Source organism: Pedobacter sp. D749 (genome assembly GCF_019317285.1).
In the GTDB taxonomy this organism is placed as follows: Bacteria; Bacteroidota; Bacteroidia; order Sphingobacteriales; family Sphingobacteriaceae; genus Pedobacter.
In genome coordinates this window covers 2,487,997-2,509,450 of sequence record NZ_CP079218.1, presented here as the reverse complement: position 1 = coordinate 2,509,450, position 21,454 = coordinate 2,487,997, and the positions used below count along the sequence as shown (strand labels likewise).

Here is a 21,454-nt window from a genome sequence, read left to right as displayed (position 1 = left end):
ATGGCAGGAATCATCGATCTGATCGGAAATACTCCAATGGCCGAACTTCAAAAGTTGAATATTAACCCGGCTGTACGGGTATTTGCCAAATTAGAAGGAAATAATCCAGGCGGTAGTGTTAAAGACAGGGCGTCGCTCAATATGATCAGAAGTGCAATAGAACGTGGTGATGTAGCCCCTGGAACTAAACTGGTGGAGGCCACAAGTGGTAACACCGGTATTGCATTGGCCATGATTGCAAGTTTATATAACTTAGAAATTGAACTGGTGATGCCGGCAAATTCTACACGCGAACGTAAGGTAACTATGGAAGCTTTTGGTGCAAAGGTAACGTTGTTAGAAAGTATAGAAGCATGCAGGGATTATGCGGAAGAAAAAGGCGTTTCAAAAGGGTATTTTTTATTAAATCAATTTGCAAATCCAGATAATTACCTGGCGCATTATAAAACAACCGGACCAGAAATATGGAGAGATACCGAAGGGCAGATCACGCATTTTGTAAGTTCTATGGGAACAACAGGGACCATTATGGGCTGTTCAAGATTTTTTAAGGAAAAAAATAATGATATTCAGATTGTAGGCTGCCAACCTACTGAAGGATCTTCCATTCCAGGGATTAGAAGATGGCCAAAAGAATACCTTCCAAAAATATTTGAACCGGAACGTGTTGACCGTGTGATGGACATTGCACAAGAAGAAGCTACAATGATGTCGAGGAGGATGGCTAAAGAAGAAGGTTTATTTGCGGGCATGAGTTCGGGCGGTGCCTGTGCAGCAGCTTTGAAGCTTGCTGGCGAACTAGATCAGGGAACCATCGTTTTTATTGCCTGCGATCGGGGAGACCGCTACCTGAGCAGCGATCTTTTTGGTTGAGGATAAATCATTAATGTTGCTGGGCTTCTCAAAGGGTTTTTCTATGTAATCTTAATGGTTTGGCATTCGCTTCAAATTTGTATTTTAGACCAAGCCAGAAATTTATGCACCAACTCATTATACAATACGCTTTTTTACTTGCAGTAATTCTTTTTGTGGTGATGCTCGCTCAAAAAATCCGCATCGCTTATCCCATTTTATTGGTCATCGCAGGTTTAGCCCTGAGTTTTTTGCCGATCCTTCAAGATATAGAAATAGAACCAGAACTCATTTTTGTAATCTTTTTACCACCTTTATTGTACGAAGCGGCCTGGAATACCTCATGGAAAGATTTTTGGAAGTGGCGTAGGGTAATCAGTAGTTTTGCTTTTCCCATTGTTATTTTTACCTCAACAGTTGTAGCCTTAATTTCACGTAGTTTAATTCCGGGCTTTACCTTGGCCCTGGGCTTTTTGTTAGGTGGAATCATTTCTCCGCCAGATGCAGTATCTGCATCGGCCATACTCAAAAATGTTAAGGTACCTAAGAGGCTCACTACTATTTTAGAGGGCGAAAGTTTATTGAATGATGCTTCCAGTTTGGTTGTATTTAGGTTTGCATTGGCGGCAGTAACGACGGGAAGTTTTGTCTTTAGCAAAGCTGCCGGCAATTTTGTAGTGGTTATTGTAATGGGGAGCTTGATTGGAATTGCGGTAGCCCTGGTTTTTTACGCTTTGCACCGATGGTTGCCAACCACCACCAATATCGATATTATCCTTACTTTTTTAACGCCTTACGCAATGTACATGACTGCAGAGGAATTCCATTTTTCTGGCGTATTGGCTGTTGTAAGTGGAGGTTTATTTCTTTCAGCCCGTCGGGATCAAATCCTTACTCATCGAAGCCGCTTGCAAAGCATTAACGTTTGGGAAGCCGTAGCTTTTGTATTGAATGGTTTTGTTTTCTTACTCATTGGTTTAGAATTTCCCGTTATTATCAATGGTTTAGGAGAAAACGGCCTTTTGCCTGCTATCCGTTATAGCGCCATTATTTGTTTGGTACTCATTCTGGTGCGATTGGCCAGCACCTATGGCGCCTTGTATTTTACACGTTTCATTAGCCGGTACATTACAACGGCCGATCCTAATCCAAGCTGGAAGGCACCCTTACTTTTTGGTTGGGCAGGTATGCGCGGTGTAGTTTCTCTGGCTGCTGCACTTTCTATCCCTGTTGCCTTGAAATCTGGTGAAGCTTTCCCTCAGCGCAACCTGATTTTGTTCATTACCTTTAGTGTAATATTGGTGACCTTGGTTTTACAGGGTTTAACATTGCCAGCACTCATTAAATGGGTAGATATGCCTGATCCGGATTATACCATACCTTTTGAACAGCAGAAGCAGATGGTGAGGAAAAAATTATCCATGTTATCACTAAAAATTCTTGACGAAAAATATCATGATGCTTTAGAAAATAACGATATGATCAGATCAATCAAAATCCGTATCGAGGCAGAGATGGAATTATTGAGGGATTGGGAAAAAGAAGAGAACATTTCAAGATCCGAAGACTTTTATCATGACTACCGCATTGCATTGGAAGATATTATGGCTGAACAGCGTATTTTGTTAAAAGGGCTAAATAAAAAAGAGCAGATTAATGATGAATTGATCAGAGAACAATTAGAGCTGCTCGATCTCGAAGAAGAAAAACTTCGCAGGCATTTTAGTCAGCGGGATATATAACCACCAAACTTCTTTTATACTTAAACTGTCTGCTGAAAACATTCAACAACACGTCTGGCCCAGCCATCGTCATTTTAAAAAAAAAATATTTCGCTTTCACATTAATATCCTTGAAATAAATTTTTAGATATTATTTTCAAAGGATTTATCAAACAGGAATAACCGCATGGATAAAGTTCTAATTGCGTAATATATACAAGCCGGTTGTTCATTCTATAACGATCATTGCCTTGGTTACACGAAAATTAATCTCTCCCAATTTGGCCAATTGTTCAATAAAAAAACGGAATAACCCTGAGGCATATTCCGTTTTCTGTTTAAAAAGTCTGATAAATGTTTTTCTTCAGACATCCATATTATTTAATCTTCTAATAATTTTGTTGCAGCCTCGTCGGTAAACCAGGTTAACTTCCCATCAATAGGATCGATTAATTGCGAAGGATATAAATCAACATTTTTTTCCGTATCGCCAATAACATGTTTCAGTGCTTCGGCTTTATTCTCTCCAAATACCAGGAAAGCAACATTATCTGCTTTATTAATTAATGGTGCGGTAAAGCTGATGCGATAGGTATCTAATTTTTCTACGTATACAGCTGCTACGTTTACTTCCTCATCTTTAACCAAAGTAGTATGTGGAAAAATTGAAGCGGTGTGTGCATCATCGCCCATGCCTAAAAGGATTAAATCGAAAACAATGTCTTCACCATTAAAATGTTTGTCGATTGCTTTTTTATATTCGATAGCTGCTTTTTCTGGCGCTAAAGTAGTATTCACGTAAAAGATATGATCTTCTTTAATACCTAGCGGATCTAAAATGGTTTTCTTGGCCATTAATCCGTTATAATTATCATCGTTGGCAGGAACATTACGCTCATCGCCAAAAAAGAAGTAGACTTTTTCCCAATCAATTCTGTGTTGCCCTTCAGTAGCAAGAAAATGGTAAAGTGCTTTAGGAGAACTACCGCCAGTAAGTACGAAATTGAAACGGTCATTTTCTTCGATTGACATTTCTGCAATCTTGATTACATAATCTGCCAGATCCTGGTTTAGTTCTTCTAATGTTTTGTATATGAGTAGATTCATTTTTATTGATTAATCGTCATTGCGAGGCACGAAGCAATCCTACAACGTTTGCTATTCTAAACCCATAGCTTTAAGATTGCTTCGTGCCTCGCAATGACGGAATGAGTTTTTATTCTTTATTCTTCAATGGCAGGTTAAACCAGTGGAAACCATCTCTCGCAATAAGTGCTTCAGCTTCTTCTGGTCCCCAGCTATCGGCAGGATAGTTAGGAAAGTTGATCGATTTTTTGCTTTCCCATGTATTTAAAATTGGCATCACCAGTTCCCATGCCGCTTCTACCTGATCGCCACGCATAAACAAGGTTTGATCGCCCATCATGGTATCCAATAATAGGGTTTCGTAAGCTTCTGGGGTATCACCCTCGTAAGTTCCTTTATAATCAAATACCATATCAACCGGGTTTAGAACCATGTCTAATCCAGGTCTTTTGGCCTGAACCTGCATGCGGATACTCATTTCTGGCTGTATGCTAATCACCAACCTGTTTTGTTGCCAGTTTTCGGTTACCGCTGAAGAGAAAATCTGATGTGGCACATCTCTAAACTGAATGGTAATTAATGATGAAGTTTGGTTTAAGCGTTTTCCTGTTCTTAAATAGAAAGGAATACCTTGCCATCTCCAGTTATCAATATGGAATTTAACTGCTGCAAAAGTTTCGGTATTTGATTGAGGATCAACACCTTTTTCCTGGCGGTATCCTGGCACTTCCTTGCCTTCAACCCAGCCTTTGCTGTACTGACCACGAACGGTGTGAAAACGGATATCCTCTGCAGAAAAAGGACGCATTGCTCTTAAAACCTCAACCTTACGATTTCTGATTTCATCTGCATCAAAATTAATAGGCGCTTCCATTCCAACCAAACAAAGCAATTGCAGGAGGTGATTCTGAATCATATCTCTCAAAGCACCAGAGCCTTCATAATACCCACCCCGATCGCCCACGCCTAACTGTTCTGTTACTGAAATCTGAACGTGATCGATATAAGACCTGTTCCACAACGGCTCGAACAATGCATTGGCAAAACGGAATGCCATCATGTTTTGTACGGTTTCTTTACCGAGATAATGATCAATACGGTAGATCTGCTTTTCCGTAAAAATAGTGCTCAATAATGCATTAAGCTCTTTTGCCGATTCTAAATCATGGCCAAAAGGTTTTTCGATAACAATACGGCTATTGTCCTCATCTTGCGTTAGTTTATATTTCTGCAAACATTCAGCAATAATCGGGAAGAAATTAGGCGCAACTGCGAGGTAGAAAATCACCTGTGTTCCGGCTCCAAATTCTTTTTGATATTTTTCTACAGCTCCTTTTAGGTTTTCGAAAGTTTTTGGCTGGGCAAAATCGGTAGGACAGTAGTTCATCGTCTTTGCGAAATCTTCCCATTTATCTTTTTTTACTTTTCCGCTTCGCGAAAACTCGTTAACAGCCTCTTCTAAAGCAATTTTGTAACTATCATCAGTAAATTCGGTTCTTCCTGTACCAATAATAGCAAACTTATCAGGCATGTAACCCTCTATAAATAAATTATATAGGGCAGGTGCTAATTTTCTTTTATTTAAATCACCTGTTCCACCAAATATTACAAAAATGGTAGGGTTTAATGCGGTTTTGGTTTTCATTGTATGTTCTTGTTCGTGAGTCTAATGAGTTTATGATAATTTATTCCAGTCGGCATGAAAAACGCCATCTTTATCAATGCGTTCAAAGGTGTGTGCGCCAAAGAAATCTCTTTGTGCCTGAATTAAATTTGAAGGCATGCGGCCTGTAGTAATCGTATCGAAATAGGTTAGGGTAGATGCAAATGCAGGAATACCTAAACCAGAATTGATACATGCACTGATTGTTTTGCGCGTACCTGCTAAAGTGCCTTTAATGATGTTCTGAATACCCGTATCACCGAATAAATGTTCAAGAGAATTGTCTTTATCATAAGCCTGATAAATATCTTCTAAAAATTTAGCCCTGATGATACAGCCTCCGCGCCAGATTTTGGCAATTTCCTGTAACTGTAGGTCGTATTGATATTCTTTTGATGCCTGAACCAGTAAATGCATCCCTTGTGCATAAGCACTGATCATAGAGAAGTAAAATGCATCTTCCAGTTCTTCAACTGTTACCTCAATTTTAGTATCTTTTTTACCAAAAGCTTCCTCTAGAGAAACCCTTAGTTTTTTAAATTTAGATAAATCGCGGTTAGAAACAGCTTCGTTAATAGTAGGGATTGGCAATTGAAGTTCCATTGAAACCTCTGATGTCCATTTTCCAGTACCTTTTGAACGGGCTTCATCTTTAATCTGATCTAAAAGATCATTTTGTGTTTCGGTATCTTTAAATAAGAAAATTTCAGCAGTAATTTCCAATAAAAATGATTGCAACCTGCCTTCGTTCCATTTTTTGAATACTTTGTAAATTTCTTCATTTGAGTAACCTAAACCATTTTTAAGGATGCCATATACCTCGGCAATAAGCTCCATAATGGCATATTCTATACCATTATGCACCATTTTAACAAAGTGACCAGAAGCTCCAGGGCCAATGTAGGTTACACAAGGATCGGTACCCACTTTTGCAGCTACCGCATCAAAAACATCTTTTACAACGTTGTATGCTTGTTTATCACCACCAGGCATCATACTCGGACCAAACCGAGCACCTTCTTCACCACCAGAAATACCCATTCCGAAAAAATGTAAGCCATCTTTCTCTAACTCGTCAACACGGCGGTTGGTATCGGTAAAATGCGAATTTCCACTATCGATGATGATATCACCTTTGCTTAAAAGTGGTTTTAGTTCTGCAATAACGCTATCTACAATTGGTCCGGCTGGTACTAGTAAAATTAATGTACGTGGTGTTTGTAAGCTGGAAATAAAGCTTTCAATATCATTAAATCCTTCTAAGTTATGTGCTTTGCCTTCTTCTTCAAGCTTCGAGATCATCTTTTGGTCTTTATCGTAACCTGTTACAGAGAAGCCCTTATCAGCCATGTTTAATAATAAGTTCCGGCCCATAGTACCTAAACCAATCATTCCCAATTTATATTTTTCAGAATCGTTATTTGCCATTTTTTGTTTTTTAGAATACACCCAAAATTAGGGTTTACAAATTAATATTGCAGCTATTGTTGTTAAAAGATTGTAATAAAAGATCAATTATTTTTTAGGCTCAACAGTAAAAATATTGTACTTATCAGCCAGTTTCCAAAGCTTTGCCCCACCTTTAATCCCGTCTCTGTTGGTCACGATTTTAATATTGTCTTCCAGCTTAAAATTAATCTGCTTCGAATTTCCGCCACCTATATATAGGGTATCGTAATTGAAAACTGTTTTATAAATTTCGATTACCTTTTTTAATCTTTTGTTCCAGCGTTCGCTACCAATTTTTTCGAATGCCTTGTTTCCAATATAATCGTCGTAATCTTCCTCCTTATTGATTGGGAAATGCGCCAGTTCCAGGTGAGGAAGCAGTTCTCCATCAAACAATAGCGCTGTTCCGAAGCCTGTACCAACAGTAAAAACAATTTCAAAGCCTTTACCTTCAACCACGCCTAAGCCTTGCTGGTCTGCATCATTAACCAAACGCACAGGCTTACCAAGCTCGTTGGCCACGCGTTGTGCAAGATCTACATCAGCCCATTTGTTTTTAGCCAGATTGGGAGCAGTTTTTACAATCCCATTTTTAACGTAACCCGGAAATCCGATTGATACACGGTTATAACTATCAGGGAAAGGCTTAATCAATTCTACAATACCTGTTACAATATCTTTTGGCGTAGCTTCTGGCGGGGTTTTGCTTTTTAAATATTCGGTAATCATGTTTCCGCTTTCATCTAAAAGAACGGTTTTTATACTGGTGCCGCCAATATCGATAGATAATATATTGTTGTTTTCAGCTTTTTTCTCTGTAGCCATAATTATGTATTTATAATTCCGAAGTTCTACAAATAAATTAAAACAACAAACATTAAATGAATATGGAAGTAATTTAGGTGTAATAATATATTCTATAAAATCTATGTATTTAATAGAATATAATTAAGTTTGTTTCGTTAAACTTAAAAAAGATCTAAATTGTTATGACGGTAAACTACCTTGCATTTGCTATTCCGGCATTTTTTATTTTTGTATTTATTGAATTTAAAATTGCCCAGCACCAAAAGAAGGCGAAAATTTTTAAATACGAGAGTACAGTTGCAAATTTTAGTGTAGGTATTGCCGAGCGGTTATTGAATTTATTTATTGCGGCCAGTTTTTATCAGGTTTACGATTGGCTGTATGCCCACTATGCCATTTTCGATATTTCTACGAAGTGGTATGTGTGGATTTTGCTGTTGCTTGCTACCGATTTTGTTTGGTACTGGTACCACAGGCTTGGACATGAGATTAATTTTTTATGGGCAGCACACATTGTGCACCACCAAAGCGAAGAGTTTAATTTATCTGCAGCAGCGCGGATTACCACTATTCAGGCCATTTTTCGTAATGTTTTCTGGTGTGCTTTACCATTGGTAGGTTTTCACCCCAACATGATCATTACCATTCTTTTGGCCCACGGTGCGTATTCGTTTTTTACACATACGCAATTGATTGGCAAATTAGGCTGGCTCGAAAATATTTTGATTACGCCTTCGCTACATGGCGTTCATCATGCTTCTGACGAGAAATACCTTGATAAAAACTATGGTGACGTTTTTGTTTTCTGGGACAAATTATTCGGCACGTTCCAGGCGGAAGAAGAAGCACCTCAATACGGCTTAACACATCCAATTAAAAGTTATAGTTTCCTTTGGCAACATTTTCATTATTATTTAGAAATAGGGGAGGCTTACAGACGTGCAAATGGATTCAAGGCCAGATGGGATGCTGTTTTCGGGAGTCCGGCTTTAATGGACCAGAATATCAGGCCGATTTTAGAAGAACGTTATTATCAAAATAAATTACAACATGAGGCGAAACCTAAACCCAGGTTTAAAATTTATCTGAATATCCAGCTGATTATGGTGGTAGCAATGCTTACAGGTACAACCATGTTTTACGAATCGTTAACTGTAGTCCCTAAAGTTGCCATATTGATTTTTATCCTCGTTACCCTGATCAATATAGGCGCCCTGTTAGAGCAGCGCAAGTGGATTTATTACCTCGAATGTTTCAGGTTGATACTGGTATTCGGTTATTTCTTCTATAGCTTTAATATCATCGAACTTTTAATATTCCCGGTTGTAGGATTGATTATTCTTGAGCGTAATTTTTCATTGAATAGCTTGTATAAAAAGCACCTTTTTAGCTATAAATCCAACACAATTAATACATAGGTAACTTAAAGGCGAAGTTTGCTTAACATTACCGTAATGTTGCTGAGCTACTTTTGCTGGCAAGATGAAGGATGCATATTTGAGCAAAAGTGATGAAGACTTAATGTCATTATTGGTAAACCAAGACAGCCTTGCACTGGAAACCCTTTTTAACAGGTATTACCCTGCTTTATGCAAATTTACCTCTATTTATATTAAAGATTACAACAAAGCAGAAGAGCTTATTGCCGATCTTTTTATGAAGCTTTGGGACAAAAGAAACGAGCTTCAGATCAAATCGATCAAAAAATACCTGTTTACTGCAGCTAAAAATTTAGCCTTTAATGAAATTCAGCGTGTAAAATTCCATATTTTAAGTATCAACGATCGCGAAGATACACTCGATTACCCGGATACTTATTTAAATCCCCACGAACAGCTTACCAGCAGGGAATCCTATTCCGAAATTATAAGTCTTATTAATCTGTTACCCGATCGGCAACGGGAAGTGCTTTTAATGAGCCGCATCGATATGTTAGAGAAAAACATTATTGCCGATTTATTGGGAATTTCTGTAAGAACCGTAGAAACCTTACTCTATCAGGCCGTGAAAAACTTTAGATCGCTCACAACTGACCGATTGGAGATCTAATTCAATTTCCTTCTTTGCCTGAAAGTATATTTAATTAACTCTCATTTTCCTTGAGAAGATCATTTATCGAAATATTACTTGCATTAGTTTTTGGAAAGGCAGGTTCAGTTTTTCATGGCAGTTTTCAGTCCCGCTTTTGGTACGAGTTCCGATGAAAAATCGGAAGCTCTTCCCGGCAATCGGGTTTATTTAACCCAGGCAGGTGCTCAGAAACCTAAATTCATTTGCACCGGGAAATCAGGATGATTTAATTTTATAACAGGCCATTGTACCTAAACCCGACAGGAGCGGATCCCGATTTTTTCAATCGGGATGGAGCAGATGGCGGGGCTAAAAGGATCTATGAAACACTGATCTTTCATTTCCAAATCAAAAACATCAATATTTTTCCTTGCTGAACAATCCTTCAGCATTATTAGTTTATTTAGGATGCTCTTTGTGCTTAACAATTTGTTAACAATAACTTGATCTTTTTCGCTACGTATCGGCACCCATTAATCTGTCTTACATCCAGAACCGCATGACTAAATGGACGAACGTTATTACAAATTAATAGAAGATTACAGCAAGAAAACCATTGGCAGTGAAGATTTAACTGATTTACTGATTTGGGTTGAAAGCAGCCAGCAGAATCAGCAGATTTTCAGGGAAAGCTTACAGGCCTTTGAAGCAGCAGATTATTCCCTGAAAAAACCTGTTAATCAGCAAAAAAGCTGGTTGGCCATTCAACAACATATTGAAAATAGTACTGAGCAATCGCCAATTATAAAAAGAATCAATTATAGAAAGTATTTTACAATAGCTGCCGCAATCATGGTGATCGCTTTGTTGCCAGTGCTTTATTTTAATAATTTTCATCCAAAAAAGACCGAAGTTATTGCTTACAACGAAATTTACAATCCGCGTGGACAGAAAAGGCTGGTGACCATGCCCGATGGTTCTAATATCTATTTAAATGGCGATAGTAAAATCCGTTACGCACTCAATTTTAATACCACCAGCAAGCGGATCGTTTATTTAGATGGCGAAGCTTTTTTTGACGTGCAGCACCGCACCAAACAACCTTTTATAGTTCATACCGGGAAAGTAAGTACTACCGTTCTGGGTACTTCATTTAATATTAATGCCTATGCATCTTTAAAAGATATCACCATCACCGTGCAAACGGGTAAAGTTGGCGTGCTGTTTAAGAATAAGGGCAAAACAGCCCCTGTTCAGTTCCTCTTACCAAATGAACAGCTTACCATCAATAAATATAATGGACAGACAACAAAAAAGCAGGTAAATGCAATTGATTTTGATAGCTGGAGAGAATACAAAATCTTTTTTTATGATAAATCCCTGAGCGAGATCGCCGATGTAATTGCCCGCGAGTATGATCTTGATATTGAAATTAAAACCGAAGCTTTAAAAGGGGTGAAGCTTACCGCAAAATTTGATAAATGTTCGGTAAAGCAGATTATGGATGTAATTGCTAAGCTATCGGACTCAAAATATACAATCTATGAAAATAAAGTAATCATTTATTAACGATAAACTAAAGATAGATATGATATAAAATTACTAAACCGAAAAATGGCTCGAAATGCTGGACACATTTCAAGCCCTGAAAACTGTATACTCATTTGACAAAGTAAAACTTAGTAAAGATATGAAAATTAATACCCGATGGATTAAAAATTTCCATCAGTATCCCTCAAAAGTTATGGTGATTACTGCCATAATGATGTTGAATCTGCTCTCTTTCTCACTATATACCTATGCACAAATCGATAAGAAAATTTTATTCGAAGCGGATGGTATAACCTTAAAAAAGGCTTTTGAAACTATAGAAAAGCTCAGCGGCAATCATATTGCCTATAACAACAACCAGCTCGATGATCAGAAAAGGGTTTATGTTTCCAGAGGAACGAGATCTGTATATGAAGTGCTTGATCTGCTTTTAAAAGGAACGCCGTTTACTTATAAAGCAGGCGGTGCCGGCAACATCCTGATTACAGCTAAAAACACAAATACAGGTAGGATTAGCGGTAGGGTTGCTGATGAGAATAACGAGCCTATTCCGGCTGCCACGATTAAAATTGTTGAGTTAAGTAAGGTTACACAAACTGATAATGAAGGTAATTTTACGATTCCCGTATTACCAGGCACCTACACGGTTGAGGCAAGTTTTATTAGCTATCAAACCGGTAAAGTACAGAATGTAATTGTAGTTAATAATAATTTGACTAAAATAGGAACAATAAAACTTAAATCATCTGATAATTCATTGGATGATGTGGTTGTTACGGCTTTGGGAATCAAGCGTTCGGAAAGGGCATTGGGATATGCCATTACAACTTTAGACAGTTCTGCATTTACAAATGCGGTAGCTACGAACTGGACAGATGCATTGTCTGGAAAAGTAGCAGGATTAAATCTGGTCCGCAACAGTGGTTTGGCAGGATCTAATAAAATCATTCTCCGTGGAGAAAATAATTTAACAGGAGATAATGAAGCACTGATTGTTATTGATGGAGTTGTGGCCAGTAGTAGTGCAAAACGTACTGCCGGAACCGGCGGAGGTGTTTATGGAACATCCGGAGATATTTTGCCAACGGATTTTGGAAGCGCACTTAACGATCTGAATTCTGACGATATTGAAAATGTTACAGTATTAAAGGGCCCTGCAGCTTCAGCGCTTTATGGCCAGAGGGGAGCAAATGGTGCCATTGTAATTACGACCAAATCTGCTGGTAGCAGTAAGAAAAAGTTTAATATTACCTTCACTTCTAATACTGCCTTCGAGCAAATTAACAGAGGACCAGATATTCAACAAGAATATGGTGCAGGTGTAAGCGGTGCGAGTTATTACAGTTTTGGAACAAATGCGGATGGTGCAGATACCCATGCAACCAGTTCGACTTACGGACCTAGGTTTGACGGTACCAGCATGTTTTTTCAATATGATCCAACTACACAAAAAGGTGGAACAACGCGTACACCATGGGTAGCATATCCAAATGCATTAGATGCATTTTTTAAAACGGGGGTAGAAACAACAAACTCTGTGAGCTTAGATGGAAACGCAGGAAAAGTAGGTTTACGCTTTACGGCAAGCCATGGTAATAACGATTGGATAGTTCCTAATACAAATTTGGAACGTACTTCTCTTGCTTTTTCAGGAAATAGTAATGTAACCAAAAAACTGAACATTGTTTTTAAGACCAGTTATAATAACAGGCACAGTGATAATTTACCGACAACCGGCTATGGTAATCAGTCATTAATGTATTGGTTCATGTTTGCACATCCAAATATGAATTTGGATTGGTTTAAAAACTATTGGGTGGCCGGACAGGAGCAACAGAAGTTTTTAGACTTAACTTCAAGTTTTCCGGAAGGACCTTATGCAATTTCTGAACAATATATAAATGGACAGCGAAGAAATGGCATTTTGGGAAATGTTCAGGCCACTTATAAGTTTACTGATGATTTAAGTTTACTGGTACGTTCGTCTATCGATTTTAATCATGATATCCGCGAAACCAAGCGTCCATGGGATGCTGCAGGTGCAAAATTTGCCCAGGGCTCTTATCGTGTCCAGGACATCAACTCTTATGAAGTGAACGCCGACTTTTTATTAAGGTATAACAAAGATTTAACAAGGGATTTAAAACTTTCTGCATCAGTAGGTGGTAGCCAATTGAGAAACAGATACTACAAATCAGAGCTTCGCGCTGATGGATTAGTTGTTCCGGGTGATTATAGCTTGGAAAACAATCAAAATCCATTGATTTCGGTACCGGATACTGCACGGTATAACATCAATAGTTTGTACGGTACAATGTCTTTATCGTTAAAAAACTATTTATTTTTAGATTTAACCGGAAGACAGGATTGGAACAGTACTTTGGCGTCTCCACTTCGAACGGACAATGTTGGTTTCTTCTATCCATCTGCAAGTTTATCTTTCATTGCGTCAGATTATTGGCAGTTGCCTTCGCAAATCAGCTATTTCAAGCTTCGGGGTTCAATTGCCCAAGTGGGTAGTGGTGGAACGACGCCATATCGTACCGCGTACAACTATACGCTTGCTGTGAACGGAATTTATCCGGGCGGGGCAATGACAAACCCAAGTATACTTCCAAATAATAACTTAAAGCCACTATCTACTACAACAGTTGAGGTTGGTGCCGAATTAAAATTATTTAAAAGCAGATTAAATTTCGATTTTGCCGCATACGCCGGAAGTACAAAAAATCAGATATTAAGCCGTTCGATTGATCGTGCTACAGGATATTCAATCGCTGTATTTAATGCCGGAAGGGTAGATAACAAAGGCTTGGAAATGTCGGTAAATGCAACGCCTTTGCAGAGCAGATCATTTACATGGACGGTTAACGGAACGTTTTCTGCGAACAGAAATACCATTAAAGAATTGGCCGATAGCGCTGTAATATTACGTACAGGCCCAATTGGAGGTACACAAATCATAGCTAATGTTGGTGGAAGCCTCGGAGATATGTATGGTTTCGGATTGAAGCGTTCGCCTGATGGACAGGTAATATTCGATAATACCGGTAAAGCCATTCCAGATCAAACCCAGTTAAAATATCTGGGAAATACCATGCCTAAATTTAGATTTAGTTTTGGTACAGGTGTAACTTATAAGGGCTTTGCTGCTAACGTTTTATTTGACGCACAATTAGGTGCTGTTGCACACTCGTTAACGTTTGCAAGAATGGCAGGTTTGGGCAAATTAAAACTGACCTTACCAGGCAGGTACGGCGGTTTGATTGGAGATGGAGTAATGTTAAATCCTGATGGTGTTACTTATAGCCCCAATACCACAGTTGCAACTGATATCGGTGCATTTTATGAGGCTATGTATGGTTCTACTAATGCAGAAGGAAGTACTTTCAGAACCGATTATCTAAAATTCAGAGAAGCAAATATTAATTATACATTCTCAAAAAGACTGGTTTCAAGTTTGGGCCTGAGCCGGATAACCATAGGCGTGTATGGGCGTAACCTGTATACCTGGTCGCCGTGGCCTGCATTCGATCCTGAGTTTGGTACATTATCGGGTAGCGATATCGTAACAGGTTTTGAAGTAGGGCAACTGCCATCAACCAGAACTTTTGGTGCACGTTTAGTAGTGGGTATAAACTAATAAGAAAATGAAAAAGATTAAATATAGTACAGGTTATGCTTTCTTACTGGTGTTGGGGACTTCATTTTTCTCCTGCAAGAAAGATTTCGATAAAATTAATACTGATCCGATAGGTGTACCAGAGGTTACCGCAGATAAATTGCTGGCACCTGCGTTAACAAACGTGTTGGGGGCAAATTTAATCCGTAACCGAACCATTAACAATGAACTCATGCAGGTTACAGTTTCTACTTTGGATGAGGTACTGGAGGGTAGAATTTACAGATATGATATCAGAAGGCAACTGTCTGATGCGATGTGGAATTCCTGGTATTCTGAATTGACAAATATAAAGGATATCAATACCATCGCCAGCAAGCCAGGTGCAATTAACACTTCCTATCAGGCGATTTCCAGAATTGCCGAAGCGTGGACAATGCAGCTGCTAACAGATACCTACGGAGATGTACCTTACACGGAAGCGAATCAAGGTAGGGCTGGTGTATTAGAGCCAGCGTTCGACAAACAAAAAGATATTTACACTTCATTATTGAATAAACTGGAAGAAGCCAATACCCTTTTAACAGCAGGTCAGAAAATTGAAGCCAGCAGCGACCCGGTTTACAATGGAGATATTAGTAAATGGCGAAGATTTGGAAATTCATTGTATTTAAGGCTATTGCTTCGGATTTCAGGCAAGGCAGAAGCAAGTGCACAGGCGATAGCGAAAATTAAAGAAATCGTTGATACCAATCCAGCCAAATACCCGATTATGACTGATAATACCCATACGGCTAAAATTCTATGGAATGGTTCAAACAGTAGTACTGCTGTATATTCATCGCCATTTATGGTTAATGTTAGACCGGCAGATTTTCGGGGATCTGCCATTGTAGACTTTTTTATCAATAACCTGACTACCTGGGGTGATCCAAGAATAGATCCAACATTAGGCAAGAATGGGGTAAACAGGTGGAGTATAGCCGCAGGGCCTGCGGGCTATGTTGGTATACCAAGTGCTTATCCGATAGGTAGTGGAGCGCCAGCTAAACAAGCTTATTTTTACTCTGATGCTCAATCGGGAAATCCAACAAGTTTGCAAACAGATGCTTCAACAGGTGTGATGATGAATGTTGCAGAAGTTGATTTTATTTTAGCAGAAGCAGCTGCACGAGGCTGGATTAACGGTACTGGTGAAGATTATTATTATAAAGGAATAGCTGATGGAATTAATTATTGGATGCCAGCTTTGTACGCTAACGGTAATGATGCATCAGTGAGAGCTTATGCTTTAAGAGGTGACTTCAATTGGAATAATACCTTGCCATTAGACAATAAAACAGTAGGCTCAGATAGCAAGTTGGAACAAATTCACTTGCAAAAATATTATGCCTTGTTTTTAGTAGACTTTCAGCAATGGTTCGAGTACAGAAGAGTCGGTCACCCATTGCTTCCAAAAGGATCAAGCTTATTAAATGGAGGGAAAATGCCAGTTCGTTTATTCTATCCGATACTTGCCCAATCAACCAATCCAACTAATTATAAAAATGTATTAACCGCACAGGGACCTGATGATGTGAATACATTGATGTGGTGGCAAAAACCTTAAATACTATTGATGATGAAAAATAAATTAAAATATTTTCTTTTGCTGGCAGCTGTGGTTATTACTTACACAAGCTGCAAAAAGGAAAACGACTATCGCTATAAATTTTCAGAAAGTGGTTTCATTTCTAACTTTGATTTAAGAAGATACTATAAAGGATCAGATCTTTCGCTCAATCCTGACGTTATAGGAGGTGCTACAAGTATAAGAGGTGTAGTCGTTTCTGATTTTAGATCCGGGAATTCTGTAGCAGGATTAATTGCTTTACAAAATAGTCGTATTAATGGCACAGCAGATTCGCTAAGAGGAATTTCATTCAATATTGGAACAGCAGCTTCTGATTACATTCCAGGAGATTCGTTGCATATCAAACTGGATGGAGGAATATTAAAAAGGGTTGATGGAATTTTACAGATTACTGGTATAACAAATTCTGCAATAACCAAAATAGCATCAGGAAGAAAAATTAAATTACAGGCGGCAAATACGAGCGCTATTCTAGCCAATCCAGATCGTTATGAAAGCACTTTAGTTGCGATTAACAATGCAGTTTACGACCCGGAGCCAGCGAGTGATGTAATCTATTCAGGAGATAAAATACTAAATGATGGTTTTGGTCTTGCAACATTACGTACAAGTGCCAATGCTACTTTTGCGAATGCGGCTGTTCAACCTTCAGGTAATTTTACTGGAGTAGTATACGTAACCGGCACGGGAACTTCAAAAAAGATCGAATACCGGATGCGAACTGCCGAAGACTTTTTTTATGTTCCGATGCCTAAGCTTTCTCCTGCAATTATTTCGGGATTTCTTGTAGATCCGAATTCAACCGATGGAAATTATGAATATGTTCAGTTTTTAGCAACGAAAGATATTGATTTTGCGCTTACACCATTTTCAGTTTATACCAGTAACAATGCTGGGGCAACTACTTTTCCTACGCTTGGATGGAACACAGGCGCACTTAGAACTTACAAGTTTAATCTTACTTCAGGGTCAGTTAAAAAAGGTGAATTTTTCTATGTTGGTGGTGCTGGTCAGCGCATCAATGGGTCTGCCTCAACAGTTATACCAGCTTCAAAATGGATTTCTAGCGTGAATTACACTACAGTACCAGGCGCAGATGGTGTAGGAAATGTAACAGGTAACCTGTTAGCAAATAGCGGAAACGTTGCTGGTATTGCAATATTTGAGGGTATTAATGTTACACCAAATTCTACTCCATTGGATGTAATTTTCTATGGTGGCGCAAACGGTAGTTTTTATACTGCAGGTCCGCCTGAATATGGATTAAGAATTACGATCACAGACAAATTTGCTACCTATGCAGGAAAAGTTCCACAGGAATATTATGGAAAAGGTACCAATGATGTTTCAAAACGTTTCGCAGGTTTTCCAGCAGCTACAAGTTTTGCCAGGTTAGGAGGCGTTTACAAGGCTACCAAAGGCGGGTGGGAATCGGTCAGAACAATGATAAGTGTTACCTTAACCAATACCTCAGTGCTCAGTGAAATTGAGACAGGAGGTGTAACAACCTTAATTGATAAGTAAGAAACAAAAAGAAGGCCAGTAAAATTGGCCTTCTTATATATTATCAAAACTTAAGCCGTATTATTCAAAATCATGAACAGAAGATCTTTTATACAAAAATCAACCTTATTAACTTCAACAGTTTTCATCAGCTTAAAATCCTTTCCATCATCTTTATTTTCGGTTGATGGATTGGTAAGCGGAATGGTGACCAGTAAAGGCAAAGCCGTGGCCGGTGTAGTCATTTCTGATGGTTACAGTGTGATACAAACCGATAAAAATGGCAATTATGAAATTAAACTTCATGAGCTGGCCCGTTTTGTTTGGATCAGTACACCTTCGGGTTATGAGTTTAAAACTGAAAGCAGCATCGCACGTCATTATTACAAACCAGATACCGCTGGTAAATTAAACTTCGATCTTAAGCCGCTAAAACAGAACGATAATAAACACAACTTTATCATTTGGGCAGACCCTCAGGTGAAGAATAAAAAAGATGTGGCGCAGATGATGGAAACTTCCGTGCCAGATACAAGAGACGTGGTGAAGAGTATGGGAAAAACACCAGTTCATGGCATCGGCGTAGGTGATTTAGTTTGGGATAATTTCGATCTTTTCCCTGCATACGATGAAGCCATAGCTAAAATAGGAATCCCATTTTTTCAGGCTTTAGGAAATCATGATCAGGATTACAGACAGGGCGGCGATGATACTTCCGATCGCACCTTTCAGGCACATTATGGGCCAACTTACTATTCTTTCAATAGGGGAAAGGCACACTATGTGATTTTAGATGATGTACGTTACCTGGGGGTAGAAAGAACTTATGATGGTTATATCACCCCAACGCAATTAGAATGGTTGGCTAAGGATCTTCAACTGGTGCCTAAAGATGCGTTATTGATCGTTTGCCTCCATATTCCGGTACATAATTCAGTTAAAAATAATGATGATTTTTATGCTGTACTAAAAGATTTTAAAAACGTGCATATCATGTCCGGTCACACGCATTTTAATAAAAATGTAATCAAGAACGGCATTTACGAGCATAACCATGGTACCGTTTGTGGTGGCTGGTGGACAGGCCCGATCTGCGAGGATGGCACACCACGTGGCTACGGTGTTTACGAAGTAGATGGAACCAATTTAAAATGGTACTACAAATCTACCGGAAGGGATAGGAAAGAGCAGCTTGATATTTATGTAGATACCTTAACCAATCAAAAAAGATTAATCGCCAATGTTTGGAATTATGATCCTGAATGGAAAGTAGAATATTTTCTGGATGGAAAAGCAATGGGTGCATTGGTGCAGCAGGATGGATATGATCCTTTAGCTGTTAAGATATATAAAGGCGATAAGCTGCCAAATCCAAGGCCGTTTGTAGAGCCTTGCTCAACTGATCATTTGTTTATGGCGCATTTTGAACCATCAGTTAAAAAGGTAAGGGTTGTTGCTACCGACCGCTTCGGAGAAAAATTTGAGGCAGAAATTAATGCGTAAACCAAGTGTTATAGGATGGTTGTTCGACAGATTCAGGATGACCATTCAATATTTCATACATCCACTTGGTAAAAAATTAATATAGATTTAATTAACAGCGTAAGATGATCACAACTGATAACGCTATAATTGCGCAATCGTTAAATCGATAAACTATTACACTAATTGATCACACCAGATGTTATCATCTAACATCATTGCAAAACCATTCCAAACATGAAACTAAAAAAAACAGCAGTAATTATTCTTTTGGCATCATTAGCAGTAAAATCTCAAGGTCAAGAAGTTAAGTTTCCTGCATTCAGCGCAGAGGCACATCGTGGTGGGAGAGGCCTTATGCCTGAAAACACCATTCCAGCTATGTTAAACGCCATGAAAATAGAAGGAATTACCACTTTAGAAATGGATACCCACATTTCTAAAGACGGTAAAGTAGTGGTAACGCATGATGATTACCTGAGTCCGGCTTTTATGCTTACGCCAGATGGAAAAGATATTCCGGTAACAGATGCCAAGAAATATCCAATTTTTGGAATGAATTACGCTGACATTAAACAGTTCGATTTAGGTACCAAATATTATGAGCTGTTTCCTCAACAGAAGAAAGAAAAAACACATCTTCCTTTACTTTCCGATCTGATTGATGCTGTTCAGCATGATATTAAGGTCAACAAACGCAAGCAGTTTTTCTATAACATTGAAACTAAATGCACCGAGAGTGGTGATGGGATTACCAATCCTAAACCAGATGAATTTGTTAAACTTTTGATGGATGTAATTTTAAAGAAGAAAATCGCTGACTTTGTCGTAATCCAGTCTTTCGATAAAAGGACAATTCAGATCATCCATGAAAAGTACCCAAAAATGAAAACCTCTTTTTTGGTTGCCAATAAAAAAACATACGAAGAGAATATTGCCGATTTGGGTTTTAAACCATTTATTTTAAGTCCGGTTTGGCAAATGGTAAACGAAGAACTGATAAAAAAGGCACATGCCGATGGTGTAAAAATCATTCCATGGACAGCCAATACCTTAGCCGATATTCAAAAACTAAAAGCTCTAAATGTAGATGGAATTATTTCTGATTATCCTGATATTTTAGTTCAGGCAAAATAGTATTTTCGACTTTATAAAAACAGGACATGAAAGCACTTTTAAATAAGTTATTAATCACTGCTGTTGTGTTTACCTTCAGTTTCACAGCAGCTTTTGCCCAGGTGGTTAAATGGGACAGTACCTACCGTCCGGGGAAATATGTTGAGCTGGTGGCTAAGTTTAAAGCCGATCCAAAATCAAAAAAGGATATTATTTTTTTAGGTAACAGCATAACTGCAGGAACAGATTGGGCTAAACTTTTAGGTCTTCCACAAGCAAAAAACAGAGGGATTTCTGGTGATATTACTTTTGGCGTTTTGGAGCGTTTGCAAGATGTGATTGATGGCAAGCCTGCAAAAGTGTTTATCCTGATTGGTATAAATGATATTTCCAGGAATATTCCAGATAGTGTGATCTTAAGGAATTATAAAACAATGATCGCCAGAATCAGAAAGGGGTCGAAGAAAACAAAAATTTATTTCAATACACTTTTGCCTGTGAATGCTGCTTTCGAAAAGTTTAAAAACCACTATGGTAAGGAGGAACATATTTTGTGGCTGAATGATGAGATCAGAAAATTTGCTGCTAAAAATGTAACAGTTATTGACTTGTATCCAAATTTCACCGATCAGGACAAACATTTAAGGGCAGAACTTACCAAAGACGGTTTACATCTTATTCCTGCCGGATACCAGGTTTGGGCCGATTTTCTTAAAAGGTCTGGTTATTTAACTGAGAGATAATATGATTTGGAAAGAAGTCAAGTTTCAAAAACTTGACTTCTTAGGACTTATTGCTCTGTATTTAACCATTAATATTTGCAGAAACCTTACAGTCCTAAACCTGGTTGACGCGGTAGCTTCCGATTTTCTTCAAATCGGGACTACAAGCAAAAAACAGGACGAAACTTTAAAAGAAGTACGACAACTGCTTTCCAAAATAACAAACTATAACTGGCT

Annotated in this window: 15 protein-coding genes; 11 read left to right on the top strand and 4 right to left on the bottom strand. The window is 38.4% G+C overall.

The window, feature by feature from the left end; all coding sequences use genetic code 11:
* Together cysM and KYH19_RS10060 are read left to right on the top strand one after the other, a co-directional pair.
* Positions 1-873: a cysteine synthase CysM gene (cysM, locus tag KYH19_RS10065; RefSeq protein ID WP_219078595.1), complete on the top strand. Its 873-nt coding sequence runs from the start codon at positions 1-3 to the stop codon at positions 871-873.
* A gap of 104 nt (positions 874-977) precedes the next feature.
* Positions 978-2,594: a Na+/H+ antiporter gene (locus tag KYH19_RS10060; RefSeq protein WP_219078594.1), complete on the top strand. Its 1,617-nt coding sequence runs from the start codon at positions 978-980 to the stop codon at positions 2,592-2,594.
* Between the two features lie 360 nt (positions 2,595-2,954).
* On the opposite strand, the gene pgl is transcribed toward KYH19_RS10060, so the two are convergent.
* From pgl to KYH19_RS10040, 4 genes are all read right to left on the bottom strand, one after another.
* Positions 2,955-3,680 carry a 6-phosphogluconolactonase gene (pgl, locus tag KYH19_RS10055; RefSeq protein ID WP_219078593.1) on the bottom strand — a complete coding sequence of 242 codons (726 nt, stop codon included), beginning with the start codon at positions 3,678-3,680 and terminating at the stop codon, positions 2,955-2,957.
* A 109-nt stretch (positions 3,681-3,789) separates the two neighbouring features.
* On the bottom strand, positions 3,790-5,304 hold the full coding sequence (gene zwf, locus KYH19_RS10050; RefSeq protein ID WP_219078592.1) for a glucose-6-phosphate dehydrogenase: 1,515 nt from the start codon (positions 5,302-5,304) through the stop codon (positions 3,790-3,792).
* Between the two features lie 30 nt (positions 5,305-5,334).
* Positions 5,335-6,750 (bottom strand): NADP-dependent phosphogluconate dehydrogenase, encoded by a 1,416-nt coding sequence (gndA, locus tag KYH19_RS10045; RefSeq protein WP_219078591.1) that lies wholly within the window; start codon positions 6,748-6,750, stop codon positions 5,335-5,337.
* A gap of 87 nt (positions 6,751-6,837) precedes the next feature.
* Positions 6,838-7,596, bottom strand: a complete 759-nt coding sequence (locus tag KYH19_RS10040) for an ROK family protein (protein WP_121284914.1) — start codon at positions 7,594-7,596, stop codon at positions 6,838-6,840.
* Between the two features lie 164 nt (positions 7,597-7,760).
* Between KYH19_RS10040 and KYH19_RS10035 the strand changes: the two genes are divergently transcribed.
* From KYH19_RS10035 to KYH19_RS09995, 9 genes are all read left to right on the top strand, one after another.
* A complete protein-coding gene (locus KYH19_RS10035; RefSeq protein ID WP_219078590.1) occupies positions 7,761-8,996 on the top strand; it encodes a sterol desaturase family protein in 1,236 nt (411 codons plus the stop codon).
* A 64-nt stretch (positions 8,997-9,060) separates the two neighbouring features.
* A complete protein-coding gene (locus KYH19_RS10030; protein WP_121284912.1) occupies positions 9,061-9,627 on the top strand; it encodes an RNA polymerase sigma factor in 567 nt (188 codons plus the stop codon).
* A 528-nt stretch (positions 9,628-10,155) separates the two neighbouring features.
* Positions 10,156-11,157 (top strand): FecR family protein, encoded by a 1,002-nt coding sequence (locus KYH19_RS10025; RefSeq protein ID WP_219078589.1) that lies wholly within the window; start codon positions 10,156-10,158, stop codon positions 11,155-11,157.
* 121 nt (positions 11,158-11,278) lie between these two features.
* The gene (locus KYH19_RS10020; protein ID WP_255562607.1) at positions 11,279-14,782 is read left to right on the top strand and encodes a SusC/RagA family TonB-linked outer membrane protein; all 3,504 of its coding nucleotides are present in this window, start codon (positions 11,279-11,281) and stop codon (positions 14,780-14,782) included.
* A gap of 7 nt (positions 14,783-14,789) precedes the next feature.
* Complete coding sequence (locus KYH19_RS10015; RefSeq protein ID WP_219078588.1) at positions 14,790-16,370, top strand: SusD/RagB family nutrient-binding outer membrane lipoprotein; 1,581 nt, start codon at positions 14,790-14,792, stop codon at positions 16,368-16,370.
* Between the two features lie 12 nt (positions 16,371-16,382).
* On the top strand, positions 16,383-17,918 hold the full coding sequence (locus tag KYH19_RS10010) for a DUF5689 domain-containing protein (RefSeq protein ID WP_219078587.1): 1,536 nt from the start codon (positions 16,383-16,385) through the stop codon (positions 17,916-17,918).
* A gap of 72 nt (positions 17,919-17,990) precedes the next feature.
* A complete protein-coding gene (locus KYH19_RS10005; protein WP_219078586.1) occupies positions 17,991-19,400 on the top strand; it encodes a calcineurin-like phosphoesterase family protein in 1,410 nt (469 codons plus the stop codon).
* Between the two features lie 216 nt (positions 19,401-19,616).
* Positions 19,617-20,516 (top strand): glycerophosphodiester phosphodiesterase family protein, encoded by a 900-nt coding sequence (locus tag KYH19_RS10000; protein WP_219078585.1) that lies wholly within the window; start codon positions 19,617-19,619, stop codon positions 20,514-20,516.
* 26 nt (positions 20,517-20,542) lie between these two features.
* Positions 20,543-21,238 (top strand): GDSL-type esterase/lipase family protein, encoded by a 696-nt coding sequence (locus KYH19_RS09995; protein WP_219078584.1) that lies wholly within the window; start codon positions 20,543-20,545, stop codon positions 21,236-21,238.
* Positions 21,239-21,454: the final 216 nt, after the last annotated feature.